10 protein-coding genes are annotated in these 15,204 nt (G+C 40.5%); 3 read left to right on the forward strand and 7 right to left on the reverse strand.

The window, feature by feature from the left end; genetic code table 11:
* Positions 1–134 precede the first annotated feature (134 nt).
* The 5 genes from HWV58_RS18905 to HWV58_RS18925 all read right to left on the reverse strand — a co-directional run bounded on the left by HWV58_RS18905 (position 135) and on the right by HWV58_RS18925 (position 8,102).
* Positions 135–3,386 (reverse strand): TonB-dependent receptor, encoded by a 3,252-nt coding sequence (locus tag HWV58_RS18905; RefSeq protein WP_175635582.1) that lies wholly within the window; start codon positions 3,384–3,386, stop codon positions 135–137.
* Between the two features lie 164 nt (positions 3,387–3,550).
* Positions 3,551–4,579, reverse strand: a complete 1,029-nt coding sequence (locus tag HWV58_RS18910) for a FecR family protein (protein ID WP_175635583.1) — start codon at positions 4,577–4,579, stop codon at positions 3,551–3,553.
* Positions 4,580–4,711: 132 nt separating this feature from the next.
* Positions 4,712–5,302 (reverse strand): RNA polymerase sigma factor, encoded by a 591-nt coding sequence (locus HWV58_RS18915; protein WP_175635584.1) that lies wholly within the window; start codon positions 5,300–5,302, stop codon positions 4,712–4,714.
* Between the two features lie 67 nt (positions 5,303–5,369).
* Positions 5,370–6,773 (reverse strand): S41 family peptidase, encoded by a 1,404-nt coding sequence (locus HWV58_RS18920; RefSeq protein ID WP_175635585.1) that lies wholly within the window; start codon positions 6,771–6,773, stop codon positions 5,370–5,372.
* A gap of 564 nt (positions 6,774–7,337) precedes the next feature.
* Positions 7,338–8,102: a hypothetical protein gene (locus tag HWV58_RS18925; protein ID WP_175635586.1), complete on the reverse strand. Its 765-nt coding sequence runs from the start codon at positions 8,100–8,102 to the stop codon at positions 7,338–7,340.
* A 387-nt stretch (positions 8,103–8,489) separates the two neighbouring features.
* On the opposite strand from HWV58_RS18925, the gene HWV58_RS18930 reads away from it, so the two are divergent.
* On the forward strand, positions 8,490–9,803 hold the full coding sequence (locus HWV58_RS18930; RefSeq protein ID WP_175635587.1) for a carboxypeptidase-like regulatory domain-containing protein: 1,314 nt from the start codon (positions 8,490–8,492) through the stop codon (positions 9,801–9,803).
* A 75-nt stretch (positions 9,804–9,878) separates the two neighbouring features.
* Here HWV58_RS18930 and HWV58_RS18935 read toward each other — a convergent pair whose 3' ends face one another.
* A complete protein-coding gene (locus tag HWV58_RS18935; protein WP_175635588.1) occupies positions 9,879–10,349 on the reverse strand; it encodes a hypothetical protein in 471 nt (156 codons plus the stop codon).
* A 172-nt stretch (positions 10,350–10,521) separates the two neighbouring features.
* Here HWV58_RS18935 and HWV58_RS18940 point away from each other — a divergent pair, with 172 nt between their 5' ends.
* Positions 10,522–12,534, forward strand: a complete 2,013-nt coding sequence (locus HWV58_RS18940; RefSeq protein ID WP_175635589.1) for an ATP-binding protein — start codon at positions 10,522–10,524, stop codon at positions 12,532–12,534.
* Positions 12,527–13,168 carry a response regulator gene (locus HWV58_RS18945; RefSeq protein ID WP_175635590.1) on the forward strand — a complete coding sequence of 214 codons (642 nt, stop codon included), beginning with the start codon at positions 12,527–12,529 and terminating at the stop codon, positions 13,166–13,168. Before HWV58_RS18940 ends, HWV58_RS18945 begins: the two co-directional genes overlap by 8 nt.
* 181 nt (positions 13,169–13,349) lie before the next feature.
* Here HWV58_RS18945 and HWV58_RS18950 read toward each other — a convergent pair whose 3' ends face one another.
* Positions 13,350–14,675, reverse strand: a complete 1,326-nt coding sequence (locus HWV58_RS18950) for an amidohydrolase (protein WP_175635591.1) — start codon at positions 14,673–14,675, stop codon at positions 13,350–13,352.
* Positions 14,676–15,204 lie beyond the last annotated feature (529 nt).

Below are 15,204 nucleotides of genomic sequence, written 5' to 3' on the forward strand. Positions count from 1 at the left end.
GTTCTAAGAGAAATGATCGGTTTAAACGAAGGGTTCTGATACAACCTTTCGTTTTTTTATGGCTATACAGGAAACGATGTTCCTCCTTTCTTGCTAAATGGTGTAACCTTATTGATTTTGTTTTTCATGGTAGTTTAAAAATTATAGGTAATGGAAGTACTGTAGGTGCGGCCAAACTTTTGTTTAAATGTGATTTGGTCTCCATCGTCGTATTTGTTGCTAAAACCTGATTTTAAGCGCATCATATTACTTGTGTCGATTCCATCGAAAACGTAATCGGGGTTAGCTTCATAACTCGCCGTATTGCGGTAAAACATGGAAGCAGTATTTAATAAGTTGCCTGCATTGAGCTTAATTTCGAATCTGTTCTTTAAAAATTTATAGCCAAGTTGAGCGTCTATCTGATCGCGTGCCTGTTCATATTCAACATCAATTGGTTTATCGCCTACGAGGTAAGTTTTATAACCAGATTTATTGTATGCAATATTGAAACTGAAATGTTTGTCGGTATACTGAATGCCGGCATTAAACTGATAAGGCGATTGCCCGTACATCGCCCGTTTTTGTTTAACTGGTGCCTGGATATTTGGGCCTGTAGGATTATTGGGATCTGAAATGGAGTAGGTGCTTGTTACTACCGAACTTTGTAGGGTTACATTGCCATATGCTGTTAATCTGGATAAAAATGTGAGATCGGCAATAAAATCGAGATTTTTGCGGAATTCGAATTCCAAACCATAAACCTTTGCCCAATCGGAGCTTTTGGTATAGTAGGTATAATTACCAGTTGCAGAGTTAACGGTAATTTCTGCAGGTTTATCAAAATATTTGTAATACCCGCCAATAGAAATAATTTCTCCAAGGCCCGGAAACCATTCCGTTTTAAAATCATAGCTATCAATTCGGGTACTGTATAAACCCTGGTTACCAAACTGTCCGTCTAAATAGGGGCTATATCTAAAAAAGCCACTATTGTCTAATAATTCAGGACGTATAACACTGCTAGATATTGCTGCTCTGATGTTTATTGCATTTACCGGACTATAGGTTATATTGGCAGAAGGAAGCCACTGCCATTTACGATCGGGTTTTAGGGAGAAACCAGTTTGTCCGATTGCATTGCTGAAGCCATTTTTAATTTCCTTGTACGAATAATATTCTGCACGCACTCCCCATACGAGACGCAAATTAGAAAGTAAACGATTATCGAGCATGATATATCCTGCTTGCGTGTAGCTCTTTCCTTCATAATTATCTAAGAAAAGTGGGGTAACGGAATAAAAGTACCTATCAAATCCCATGTTGTCGGGATTTATCATTTGGCTTACAGGGATGTATTTTAGGCTGTCGGCTAGGGTGTTACTACCCGAAAAAGAAGCAATTTGCCAATTAAATTCACCTTTTTTGCGGTTACCAAAATACCCTGTTTTTAAACTATTGCGAATTTCCTTAAACTTAAAGGGAACAGTGGCCGAAAGATTCCAGGAGTAATGCCCTTCTTCATTCTGGTAATGGTGACGAGACATGGGCATAATTTCTATTTGAGTAGAAAGGTTGTAGCCATAAAAATATAGATACTCGTTTCCGATTAGTTTAGGGCTGCTTGAGGCAACTACCAAATCTTTTTCTTCACGGCGAATACTTGTACGGGCAATATCCCAATCTATCTTTACCTGGCCCAATTGATGTTGCCCACTCAGTTTATGCTGAAAAAGATCGGTGTAGGTGGGGTCTTCTGTCTCCTGAATCCGGTTTGGCGGAAGACTAAAATCACTTTCATCTTTATTGAAACCGGTAACCCTCACCATGGCATTATCATATAAATGGGTATAGGTATTGCGAAAGCTGAACCTGTTTTTACCAAGCTGTAAACCTAAATTCAGGATTCCGCCCAGTGTGGTATTAAAACCATAGGATGCGCCGTTATTATTGGGATAGGCTATGTTCCAGTCGCTTCTGTTCTGATTTTCGATCAGGTTAATGTTTTGCGTATTGCGATAGCTCAAAGCCCCTGTAAAACCGAATTTATTGTGGTTAGCGGTATCTAAGCCGATTAAACGGCCAATGGTAAACTGGTAATTTTGAGCTGGTGCTGCTTTATATTTATAAACGCTTACATTGTCATTCGTAAATCTTTTGCTCTGATCAACTACCTTTTTTTGATATGCTGCATCGGTTAATGAAGTATTAGGGGCAATGGTTTTAACGGTATGTTCTAAACCTTCCGGATAATCTCTTCGGCCATCGTCAAAACCAAAATAATCATACTTTCCCCGTTTATGACTCAAAAAATCCTTGCCGGTACTCTGATCGTTATACGATGTACCTGCTGTAAAGCTCATGAAGTTTTCGGTTGGGATATCTTTCGTATTGATCTGGATTAGTCCGCCTCCAAAACTGGTATTCATATCAGGCGTTACTGATTTACTTACTACCACATTATCAACCAGATTAGAAGGAATGAGGTCGAAAGAAAAGTTACGCGTTTGGGCTTCAGTACTGGGCAGGGTAACGCCATCTAACTGTGCTGAATTATAGCGTTCGCCAATTCCGCGAACAATTACAAATTTATTATCTATCGAACTTACGCCACTGATGCGTTTCAAACTTTCACCTATATTTTTATCGGGTGTTCTGGCAATTTGATCGGCACTTATCCCATTACTAATCTCGGATGCATTTTTCTGACGGGCCAGTAAACCCTCAACCGAAGCTTTTTTGTAGCTGGCGGTTACGATCACCTCCTGCAAGCCTTTGGCATCGGGTTTCAGGGCAATGTTTAGCAGAGTACTTTTATCGGCTTTTACCTCTACATCGCTAATGCGCTGGGTATAAAAAGAAATGTAACTGATTTCTAATGTGTATTTTCCGGGCTCGGCTACCAAGGTATAACTACCATCGCTGGCGGTTTGTATAGCTTTTCCGGTTTCGGTTATTTTAATTGAGGCACCGGGCAAGGTTTCGCCCTTTTCATCGAAAACTTTTCCGGATATCCTTCCGGGTTTTACCGGATCGGCCATTTTATAAAGCAATATGGTATTGGCATCGGCAAATCTGAAAGCTACCTTCGTACCTGCGAGTATTTTTTTCAGTACCTGATCTACCGGCATGTTTTTTACTTCGAGGTTAATCTTTTCCTTTTCGTTGAAGATGGAGCGGTTATAGTTAATTGCATAGCCTGCTTTCTTTTCCAATAAGGTAAGGGAAGCAGGAATATTGAGGTTGGTAATGCTCAGGCTTAAACCTGCTTTGACAGGCGTTTGCATAAAACCATGGGCAGTGCCTTGTTTAAAAAGAAAGAGGCATAACAACAGGGCGGCAAGGGCAGGCCGGCAATCAAAATTGATAATATATTCTTTTATATATTCATAAAACCCTATTTTCATGGGTTCAAGATGTTTTTTAATGTTCACGTGTTAAAAACTTTTGTTTTAAGAGCCCGACTGTTAGCGCAGTCTGGCTCTTTGTTCATGTTTAGCAGTTTAATTGTTTTTCATAGGTATTTCCGGTAGTGTTGCGCAGGCTTTGCGCTATAATTGTAGCTAACCTATCATTGGCAGCCCTCCCCCCATACGGTAATTGTTTTGTTGTTCGTGTTTATTTTATAGTGTATCTGTTTGCCGCTCATGATGCTGATCTGCTGCATAATATTATTAATGCTTTTGTTCGAAAAGGTAGCATTGAAGGTGCATTGGGTAAGTTTGGTGCCTTTTAAATCGAAGTGTACGTTGTAATATCTTTCTAAACTTTTAAGCATTACGGGCAGTGTTACATTTTTGTAGGCAAATGTGTTTTTAATCCATGCGTTTACGGTTTCAACTGGCGCGGTACTGATGCTGTGGCGCTGTGCTTTCAGGTTATAGCTGATTATCATGCCCGGGGTAAGGCGCGAGAGTTCTTTTAATTTCCCCTGGTTTAGCGCCGAAACCTTAACTTTTCCGGTGCGTACGGCTACGCTAAAGGTGCCGTCTTTAGGGTAGGCGTAAATATTAAACGATGTGCCGAGTACCTGGGTTTGCATTTGTCCGCTGTGTACAATGAAGGGACTGGTGGTATCGCGCTTTACTTCGAAAAACGCTTCTCCTTCCAGTCTGATATTGCGCAGTGTACCTTTTACAAAGCGTGCCGGCCACGTAAGCTTACTGCCTGCACCCAGGTAAACAACTGAACTATCAGGAAGTACCAGTTTTACCTTTTCTCCTTTTAGCGTGGTTTTGCTTAACAGGGCAATGGTTTGGGCAGCCGGATTTTGTAGTTGTTTATACCTGTACCAGCCAAAGGCTGCCGAAACGATAATGAGGATGGCCGCGGCATATTTTAAACCTGGGTATAAGTTCCTGGTTTTGGCAACTGGTTTCTCTATTTTATTCCAGATTTGGCTTAGGCCCTCTGTGGCTTCGGGCGAATAATCTGTGCTGCCTTTTTGCTGGTTCCATGTTGCTTCCATCAGGGCATGAAATTCGCTGTCTTCATTTGCCGGATCGGCCAGATAGCGCATGAGGATATCTTCCTCTTGCTGATTGGTTTTTCCTTCAAGGTAGCGTTTAAATAAAAGCTTTATGTTGTCGTTCTGTTCCACTTTTTATGCTGTAAACTAAATGCTCAATGTGCTGAGCTATAGTATATATGTTTGAGCGGAGTGATACGGCTATAGGGGGAGAAGATTTTTTTTATGGAAGAGGGAAGATGGGAGATGGATGATGGAAGGTGGCTAACAAAAAATAATCAGCAAGAACGATAAAATAGTTTCAGGGGAGTAGGTTTTAAAGTATCTCCTCATAATACCCAGCGATTTTTTGAGGTGGTTGCTTACGGTATTTTTAGAGATACCCATCAATTGTGAAATTTCTTCGTGGGTATGGTGCTCGTTCCGGCTCAGGAGGTAGATTTTTTTTACCTGTGGCGAAAGGCAGTCGATGGCTTCCTGCGCAATACGTTTCGATTCTTTCACATCGAGCTGTTCTTCTATGGTATTAAACGATTGTTCTTGTTTGATGCTTTCGTTCTGGTAACTTTTTTCGCGCGCTTTTTTGCGCAATGCGCCCAGGAAATTATTCTTGATCAGGGTATATAAAAAGGCTTCGAAATTTCTTTCAGCATCTATCTTAGTCCTGTTTTCCCATAGTTTTACAAAAGCATCCTGCGTAAGTTCTTCTGCTTCTTCGTGGTTACGGGTAAAATGATAGGCATAACCGTGTATTTTCTGGCGGTAAAGGTGATATATTTCGTTAAAGGCAGCCGAATCTCCGGTCCTTACTGCATTTAGAAGCTTTTTTTTCTTAAAATCATCTAACTTTTCCATGAGTAGCGGTTATATGGCCAAGTTAGCCGTCGCGTTTGAAGTTAATGTTAAGCGAATAAAACCTTTGTTATCGAACCTGACGGTGGGTGATTACCATGCTGTTGCGGGCTGCATTTGCTCTCGAATCTATCAGTACTACACCGGCTTCAAACCTGCTTTTTACACTGATTTTAGGCGAAACTAAAGCGGTAATACTTTTGCCGGTAGCACGGGCAACGGCTGCTTTAACCATCGGGTCGGCTGTATCACCAAAAGCAAGAAGAGGGAGCGTGTTGAGTTCGTTAATGGTTACATCGGGGTTAATTCCTACGCTGTAGCCACCGTTACCATTGGCATTAAAGAGTTTGTAAACAATGGGGTGCATTTCCCAGTTCACCAGTTTAGGTGTGCGGGCATCGAAAATTTTAAAGGAGGCTTCATCTTTACCTCTTGTTTTTTCGCCGATTTGTACTACCTGTATAAAAGGTTTCAGGTTATTGATCATCACCTCCGATGCCGAAGCGGTAGCGGTTGTGGTAAGGATATAAACCCTGCTTAACCCAAGGTTGTATTGCAATAGGGTATTGAAGTTTGCGGTGCGGTCGAAAGTGGCGGCACTGCCAATCGATTCGGTTTTTGTGCCCCCATTTTTATTGCCCTTGTAAATGATAAAAGGCTTATCGAACGAAACATTTTGTGCAATCATAGCACATATGGCAGCTGCTTCGGCAACCTGACCGCCAGCGTTGTAACGCAAGTCTAAAATAAGATCGGATATGCCCTGACTTTTGAAATTGCCAAAGACGGTGCTAAGCGAACTGGCCAAACCCGGAGTGAAATCGATAAAATACAGGTAACCAATTTTTTTTCCATCGCTTTCTATTACTTTACTGATTTCGCGTTGATCGAGGATTATCCCTTTGGCCAGTTCCAGCGTTCGGGTGCCTGCCCAAATGCCGTTGCTTTGTTCGGCAAGGGTAAGCATAAACCGGTCGCTGCTTAAAATTTCCTGCTGCAGGGCCTGGGCATTAGCTGCTGTTATGGTTTTTGCATTGATTTTACTGATGTAATCGCCACGTTTTAAACCCGCACGTGAAGCAGGAGAATCTTTCAATACTACTTTAATCAAGCCAACAACTTTATCACTGTTCTGATCGCTGATGATTGTATAGTCGAAACCAAAATTCCTGTTGCCCGCAGGCGCTGTGGCGGCATCGTTGGGTAAGGTAATGTAAGAGAAACGATCGGCAGCGTTGCGCACTGAACTGAAAAAATTAAGCGGCGATTGCTCTATTCCAGGATTAACCGGCAGCTGCTCATTCCAGTAGTAATACCTTTTCAGGCTGTCAAGCATCCAGGTGTTGATGTTTTCGTTACTGCCTGCAGGGTAATCGGGTTTTGAGTTATTCTTTTTGCACGATAACAATAAATAACTGCATAATAGTATGAAACATAGTTTTTTAAAGCATGAGGAGTAGAGAGAGGGAGCCATTGTTTTTCCAGATTGATATGCAAACTTAAAGCTACTAGTGTTAACAGGGGATTAAGTTTTGAAATGCTCAAAGACTAAAATTAAATGATTATCGAAATTGGGTTAGTGCTGGTGGACTGTTAATCGATAACGGTAGCTAGTTGAAGCCTAACGGAGCTAAGTTTATGCCTAACGGAAGCATTTTGATCAGCAACGGAGCTTAGTTGAACGATAACGGAGGTAATTTGATCAGCAACGGAGCTTAGTTGACCAATAACGGGAGGTTTTGATGGGTAACGGAGCTTTGTTGAACGATAACGGAGGTAATTTGATGGGTAACGGAAGTATATTGTATGGTAACGGGAGTAATATCGTTAGCCACAATGATTGGTTTGTTTTATAACTTTAGGTAAATAAGCATTGGTTAAGCAGGGCAAATACCTCTTAAGATTATGCTATAGGAACGGTGTGGAATGCGATGCTGATTAGATGGTGTAAGGATTGATCGGGACAAAAAAAACAGCTGCTCGTTGGTTACGGCAGCTGTTAGTGATTTAGGGAAAATGGGATGATTTTTTTCATGATTTAATCCATATTGGTTCTAATTGGAATTTTATTAATTGCTTTATATTGCGGGTGAGCTGTCCCCAACAACGATTTTACATAGTTTTTAACCCCTGCTGCCAGATCTGATATACCGGTATTGGGCGCAAACATAATTTCGTTGCGGGCAAAACGACTGTTGCTTATGGCCGTATTGGCTTCTAATACCAAATGGTTTTTGGTTAGCATATCGCTGTATAAGGCTTGTAATTGCTCTGTCTTTAGCTCATTTTCGTTGGGCTTGTAATCGGGTATAACGGCCAGTTGCTTAACTACTTTGTCGAAATTACTAAGTTGACTGTCGTAACCGAGTTGTACACTTGAAATGGTAACAGGTGCTTTTTCGTCGCTTGTCTTATCCTTTGTATCTGTGCCTGGCTCTTCGGTTACCTCAGTAGTTTTAGGTTTACTTAGTTTTACTCCCTGCACTTTTCGGTTTAAACTGATCAGGTTTTCAATTTGCTGCGGCATTATATTAATGGCTTTTGCTGCGCTTAATAACCTGGTGTTTAGTTTCTTTAAAGGCTCAAAAGCTGCACTGCGGGCATGAATGGCATTTTTTTGCTGAGCCAATTGTTCGTGCATATTGCTTAATGCCAACCGTGCCTGGTTTAGCTTATCGGTTAGGTTGGCCAGCTTTATGGCCTCGCGCGAGGGGTTGTAACTGTCGCCCAGGGCCTGAACCCTCGAAATGATGTTTTCGAAGTTTGCTACATTTTTGGGAAACCCACTGTCTGGTGTTTTCATTTTTTTTAATTTTTAAAAGGTTTATAATTGTTTAATTAATGCTGTAACGCAAAGATTTTATACTTATTACTATTAATTTAGTTGTTTAAGGAGATTTATTTTTTTGTAACGGTTATTCTTATGGGGAGTGGCCTTGAATTTCTATGCAGTCAAAGTGTGTTAGGTTAACAGATACAATAAAAATGGCTATCAGGAAGCTGTTCAAAAAAGAATAAAAAATTTATAGGTCTATCAGGTTAGTGGGGACAGCCACATCTAGCACGTGCTTTGGGCGGTGTCTCCACCACCCATTTGATATTGCGCAGAATTTTAAACAGTTTCTTATTATATAGCATAAAAATGTTATTGTTGTAGTAAATTAAATTATGCTCATTTAAATTACCTCTCATGACCAAATTTTTAAAAGGCAGCGACCTGAATGCTGCATTGGCGAAAATTATCAGAGATTCGGCAATCATGTATAAAACGCTTCTTAAACAAATGATCTTATTTTTATGCTTTACCTGTATGGTAGGGGGAGCCTATGCCCAAAGTATTGTACAAGGCTGGGTTTTAGACGCAACAACAAAACAGCCCATATCTCACGCCAGCGTGTATTTTGGCAATACCCAGATTGGTACTGCTACCAATGATAAGGGGCAATTTGAAATACAGGCAAAAAGACTTTATAACGAACTGATAATTTCGGCTGTAGGCTACGAAAGTACAATGGTTAATACCTCTGCTAATCATGCCAATTATACGATTTATTTAAAAGCAAAGATCAGTACTTTAATGGACGTGACTGTAAGGGCAGGTAAAAAAGACTGGAAGAAATGGGGGGCTTTATTTTCGCGTATTTTACTTGGACAATATTCTCATAATTTTAGTGCTTGTAAAATATTAAATCCTCAGGATATTAAGTTCTCCTATAATGAAGAGGCAAATTACCTCGAAGTAAGCTCAGACAGGCCAATTTTAATAGAAAACAAGGCGCTTGGTTATACACTACAACTGGATATGAGCGAATTTAGGTACGATTTTCTTAATGATGCACTTAGCTATAGTGTGGGTACCTATTACGAAAATTTAAACACAGGCTTTAATAAATTTAAACCGTTGATTTTAAAAATGGCCTATTTAGGTTCGAAGATGCATTTCTACAGGAGCTTATTTTCGAAAACTTTAAATGAAGAAAATTTTGAAGTTTACCGTTATACCTCGGTTAAGAATATAGCGAAAGAAAATGTTTTTAAAACGGTGCAGCGGTACAAGGCTGATAAAATAGCAAATGGCATTAAAGAGGAAGATATAAAACTATCTGATAATCGCGATACAGCTGAATATTATAGAAAAGTACTGTTGCAAAATGATGTTTTAAAATGGGATACTACCAAAGTAGACTATAAACAGTACTTGTCTTTTGATAGTGTGAAAAACAAGATGATCTTTAGGCTTAGTGATACGCTAATGGTTGTGTATAAGCGGGATTATGATCAGATTGCCAACCTCACCAGATCGCATGTGGCTAATGGTCATGGTCACTCGGTTGTATTCTTAAAAACATTGATCTGTTTAAACAGTAAAGAAGATATTATTATAGATTCAGCAGGCTATGGCATTCCGAATATATTGCAGGCAAGTGGCGATATGGGGAACAGGCGACTTGCAGAGCAATTGCCATTCGATTTTGTTTACGACCCTGAGAAGTTTCGATTTTAAATAGAAAAGCGGTTGAATAGGGCATAAAAAAAACCGGTTCATTTTTTTGAACCGGTTTTATGAAAGCGCTAAATATTAAAGCTGGTAAGATTTGGTATAAATAGGACTTCTGTCTTTTACAATTCTTTCTGTACCCTGGTCTATCACTTTGCCATCTACTTCAATTTTATAATCAACAGTAAAAGGAGTGGCACCAAATTCGAAACCGCCAAATTGAACACTGCCGGCAAAAAAGTTACTTGCCGATTCCAGTACAATGGTTTTTCCGCCGTTAAAATCATCAGTACCTACTGAAATTACGGTACCTTTTTTAGTTACACCGTTTACCAGCCAATCAATAGATGAAGCATCGGAGCGGCCACCCGCAACGTCTACATCAAAATAATCGCCTTCGGCCTTTTTAAAATCGCCTGATAGGGTAATGGTAATTTTTGCTTTTTTCCCGCCATTCGCAGCCGGATCGTCGCTTTTCTTTTTACACGAAAACAGCACGGTTACGGCAATGATGGCCAAAGCAAACTGTGTTATTTTTCTTTGAATTTTCATGGTTTTTGTTTTTAATTGTTAATCAAATGGTAGTGTTCACACTTATCGATACAAAGTAAGGCAATCGCTAAAAACGCATCAATCGGTATAAAACAGTATTTTTTTCTACTGGTATTCCTGTATTTTTTAACGAAATTTTAGTTTGCCGTTTAAAGGCCGCATTTTTATGCGCATGAGAAAAATAAGCTGGCTGATAGTATTTCTGCTATCCAGCCTACATCTATCTGCTCAATTATCAGCACAGGACAAAAAGTATCTGGATAGCTTGAACCAGTTGGCCGTTAAAACCAAATCGGATAGTGTGCGGGCCGAACTCTATTTTACGCTTTCGGACTATTGGGTAGACCGCGATTCGGTAAAAACGATCGGCTATTTAAATAAGGGGATTAAGTACGGACAGCCTTATGCTTACCTGAGAGGCCGCTATTATTACCTGCTGGCCGATTATTACGCTGCAAAAGACCCTGCGAAAAGTGAAGTTAACTATTTAAAAGCCGATAAGGAACTGGCAGCTTTCACTACCAAACGTGCTTATAAGCAACGCGCCATGCTTTGGCATAATTATGCCTTATTGCACCAGCATGAAGATGATTTAAAAGCAACGCTCGAAATACTGATTAACAAGGTGCTGCCGCTGGCCCAAAAGGGTGGCGACGATGTGATGCTGGGTACCGAATACATTTCTATTTCGACCATTTTTATGAACCTGGAACAATATGATAAGGCGGTAATGTATTCGGAAGATGGGATTAAGTATTTTCAGCATACACCACCGGGGCAGTTTTATCTATTGGTAAATGCTTATCTCACTACTGCCGAAAGTTATTATCACCTCGATAATATCAGGCAAACTAAAAAATACCTCGATCTGGCCAAAGGTGTACTCAATAAATCAGAAAAGGTGGTTTCGCATTCGAATATGGAAATATTCTGGCTCAAATATTACGAGGTTTTGGGCTGGCATTTAATCGAAATTAAACAATATGATGCTGCCCTCGAAAGTATTGAAAAAGGAACTGTACTGGCCAAAAGAACAGAAAATAATTATTCGTTGCAGGCATTGGCTTTTAACCGTTACGATATTTTATTTGCCCAGCATAAATATGCAGAGGCAGAGCGTTTGTTGCTGCATTTAGCGAAACAAAAAGAAATCCATGCATTGGCCGATAACCGACTGAAAACAGCTCAAAAGCTGGCCGCTTTTTATCAGGCAACTGGTAATATGAAGGAGGCTTACAACTGGCTTAAAAGAAGTAATACGCTAAGCGATAGTATAAATGAAAGTAAGCTGAAAACCGATATCAATACGCTCGAAATTAAATACCATGCGGCCGAGAACGAGAAAAAAATAGCCGGTTTAAGTGCCGAGAAGAAACAGAACCTGTTAACCCTAAAGAATCAGCGCTTAACCAACTGGTTGCTTGTAGCGGCCATTATCTTGCTGCTGGTGCTGGCCGGATTTATATTCTTTTACTACCGGAGCTATAAAAAACTGGCCATACAACGTGAAATAAACCTGCAGCAACAAGCTACCGAGCAGGCACAAAAACAGGAGATAGAAGTAACCAGAGCCATGCTTGATGCTGAAGAGAATGAGCGAAACCGTGTGGCAAGAGACCTGCACGATGGCTTAGGCGGGATGCTGGCGGGAGTAAAAATTAATTTATTAAGCTGGGCAAAGTATAATAAAAATATGGAAACACAGGATTTTGAACTACAACGTATTATCGGTCAGTTAGATGGGTCGGTTAATGAGTTAAGGAATATAGCCCGTAATATGATGCCGCAAACTTTATTAAATTATGGTTTGGAAGCGGCTTTGAAAGAGCTTTGTGAGAGTGTTATGGACAGGGATATGGAAGTTGATTTTCAGCCGATTAATATCGGGAAGGACATTGGCCTGTCGCAGCAGATTAGTATTTACCGGATTGTACAGGAGATACTGGCTAATATTTTGAAACATGCCGGTGCAACCGAGATTTTATTGCAATGCAGCGAAAACCAACATCGTTTTTACATTACGGTTGAAGATAATGGCAAAGGTTTTGATGTGGAAAGCAGTAATCTCAAAAATGGCCTCGGATTGGCCAATATCAGGAAGCGGGTAGAATATTTTAATGGCCGCTTCGATATTGCATCGACCATTAACGAGGGCACTACCATTAATATAGAACTTGATGTTTGATACCGTAAGCAAGACCAAAATTATTATCATAGATGACCACCCTTTAGTTTCGGCCGGATTGGAAAGCCTGTTGGCAAGGGAAGAAGGTTTTGAGGTAATTGGTACTTTTGCTTTGGGCCTTGAGGGATTGGATTTTTTAACCCAGAATGAAGCGGATATTGCCATTCTGGATATTTCGCTGCCTGATGTGAATGGGGTAGACCTGTGTTTAAAAATAAAGTCGCTTTTACCACAATGTGATGTGCTGGCATTGAGCAACCACGCCGAAAGAACGCTAATGATGCAGATGTTACAGCATGGCGCTTCGGGTTATATGCTTAAAAATGCACCGATTGATGAAATCATTAATGGCATAAAAGATTGTTTAAAAGGCGAAATGGCTTTTAGCAAAGAAGTAAAAGCCATTATGCTTAAGCCATCTGTAAACGAACTGGGGGCACGACCAAAAATTACAAAACGCGAAAAACAGGTTTTAAAACTCATTGAAGAGGGTAAAACCACAGCTGCCATGGCCGATTTGCTTTTTGTTAGCCCCTTAACCATCGAAACCCACCGCAGAAACCTGATGCAGAAATTCGGCGTAAAAAACGCCCTCGAGCTGATTAAGATCTCACGCGAGCAATTGTTGCTTTGATTTGTTGGTTCATTGGTCAATTGTTCATTAGTTCATTGATCAATCGTTCATTGGTTCATTTTTCATTAGTCATTAGTTCATTGCTTACTAATAACTATGAACTGCAAATTGCCAACTATAAACTGCCAATTGCTAACTGTCAACTGCAAATTGCCAACTGCAAATTGCCAACTGCAAATTCTTAAAACACCACATTTCCGCCCTGTATAAGCGATTTAACTGGCGAAACCCTTGATACGGCTTCCGCTGAGCAACTGGCATCTACCAATACTACATTGGCTTTATCGCCTGCTTTTGGCCATTGTCTGTCTCCTTTATCACTTAGTGGCACAATACTGCCTGTAGCCAGTTTTAAAATACGCGAAAGATCGAATTCGGTACGGTAGCCATAAATCTGTGCTGCAAGATTTGCTTTTTGTAAAATACTACCGGTGCCAAAAGTGCTCCAATGATCTACAATACAATCGTTACCCGCCACAACATCTACTCCATATTTGTACAAAGCGGGAATCGGCATCGGGGTGCCCGACATGGGAATGGTAGAGGCAATTCCCATTTTGGCTGCACCCAGTTTTTCGGCAATTTCTTCGGTTTTGGCTTTATCTAAATAGCGTAAAGCAAAGGCATGGCTTACAAAGGTTTTGCCTTTCAGTACCGGGTTTTCCATTACTTTGGCAATCAGATATTCGATGGTTTTAATGCCGGGTTCGCCCGATTCGTGCAGGTGGATATCAATTCCTTTTCCATGATCGAGTGCCAGTTGGATTACAAAATCCATGTGTTTTTCGATGCCGCCATCAATGCTGGTTGGATCGAGTCCGCCAATAAAATCGATATCCATTTTGGCTGCTTCTTTCATAAGCTCGGCTGATTGGGTATAATAAAGTCCATGCTGCGGGAAAGCCACCAGCTCGGCCTGAAACGAATCTTTTTTATTTGCTAAAGCTGTTTGCAGGTGCTTTAAGGAATCGAGTTTAGATGTAGGCTCAATGTTAACATGCGAACGGGCATAACCTGTTCCGTACGATTGCAGCAGTTCGATCAGTTTTTCGGTACGCGTAACAGAGGTTTTCAGCAATTCTGGGATAATCTGTTGCTCAAAGGCAATCATATCTTTTACACTCCTGTTTTTCTTCAGGTGTGCCTGCCACGGTAAACCATAATAAGTTTTATCGAGGTGGATGTGCATATCCTTAAAAGCAGGCAGCATTAGCCAGCCTTTGGCATCTATAGCTTTCGCATTGGGTTGATTGGGTGCCAGGCTTTTAATTTTGCCATCCTCAATCTCAACCATAAACAATTCTGTTTTGGTATGAATCACATCTTCACCATCGTAGTCGAAACCGGTTTCGAGCCTTACATTTTTTAGGGTGTAGCTTTTGCCCAAAGGTTTGCTGAGTGTGTTTTCTGCAGCATCGGCCTCTCCGGCAGAAAGCAAACAGCTACTTGCCAATAAAATAGAAGAGCTTTTAATAAAGTTTTTTCTTGTGATAGGTTGTGGTGTCATATACGGTTAAAATCTGAACTACAAACATAGCATACCGCTGATTTTTATAAGCGTAATATTTATCTTAAAAATTGTATCATTTATTACTTTGGAGGTTAACTGGTTAATTGTTGAAACCGGTTAACTGTACCCGACAGATTGCTTCAGGCTAAACCGTAAGCGCTTAATATCGATCTGTTTTATTGTTTATTAATAAAAAATCTGGGTTTCTTTTCTGTGTAATCTGCGGGAAAGCTTTGTAACTGCTTTTGCTCTCCGCCTAATATCACCAGCTCCGTAAAATTCCATTTTTCTGTATTTTTCTCTTATGGTGAGGCTTAATTTATTGGATAAAATCAATATTAGAGACAGCCCCTTCGGAGTCGTCATTTCGAGCGAACCCGATAGCTATCGGGTGCAACGTAGTCGAGAACCACAAAGTGTTCAGCGAAGCTAAATCTATTTAAAGATCTCTCCCCGCCTGTACGGGCAGGCATTTCGCTGCGCTTCATCCGATAGCTATCGGATCGAGATGACGAATCTCCTATTG

It is taken from the genome of Pedobacter ghigonis (assembly GCF_903166585.1).
Lineage (GTDB): Bacteria > Bacteroidota > Bacteroidia > Sphingobacteriales > Sphingobacteriaceae > Pedobacter > Pedobacter ghigonis.

What these genes read in the sequence shown, in the direction of transcription:
- HWV58_RS18905 (WP_175635582.1), bottom strand. Translation starts at nt 3,386, where the DNA reads ATGAAAATAGGGTTTTATGAATATATAAAAGAATATATTATCAATTTT.
- HWV58_RS18915 (WP_175635584.1), bottom strand. Translation starts at nt 5,302, where the DNA reads ATGGAAAAGTTAGATGATTTTAAGAAAAAAAAGCTTCTAAATGCAGTA.
- HWV58_RS18920 (WP_175635585.1), bottom strand. Translation starts at nt 6,773, where the DNA reads ATGGCTCCCTCTCTCTACTCCTCATGCTTTAAAAAACTATGTTTCATA.
- HWV58_RS18925 (WP_175635586.1), bottom strand. Translation starts at nt 8,102, where the DNA reads ATGAAAACACCAGACAGTGGGTTTCCCAAAAATGTAGCAAACTTCGAA.
- HWV58_RS18930 (WP_175635587.1), top strand. Translation starts at nt 8,490, where the DNA reads ATGACCAAATTTTTAAAAGGCAGCGACCTGAATGCTGCATTGGCGAAA.
- HWV58_RS18935 (WP_175635588.1), bottom strand. Translation starts at nt 10,349, where the DNA reads ATGAAAATTCAAAGAAAAATAACACAGTTTGCTTTGGCCATCATTGCC.
- HWV58_RS18940 (WP_175635589.1), top strand. Translation starts at nt 10,522, where the DNA reads ATGAGAAAAATAAGCTGGCTGATAGTATTTCTGCTATCCAGCCTACAT.
- HWV58_RS18945 (WP_175635590.1), top strand. Translation starts at nt 12,527, where the DNA reads ATGTTTGATACCGTAAGCAAGACCAAAATTATTATCATAGATGACCAC.
- HWV58_RS18950 (WP_175635591.1), bottom strand. Translation starts at nt 14,675, where the DNA reads ATGACACCACAACCTATCACAAGAAAAAACTTTATTAAAAGCTCTTCT.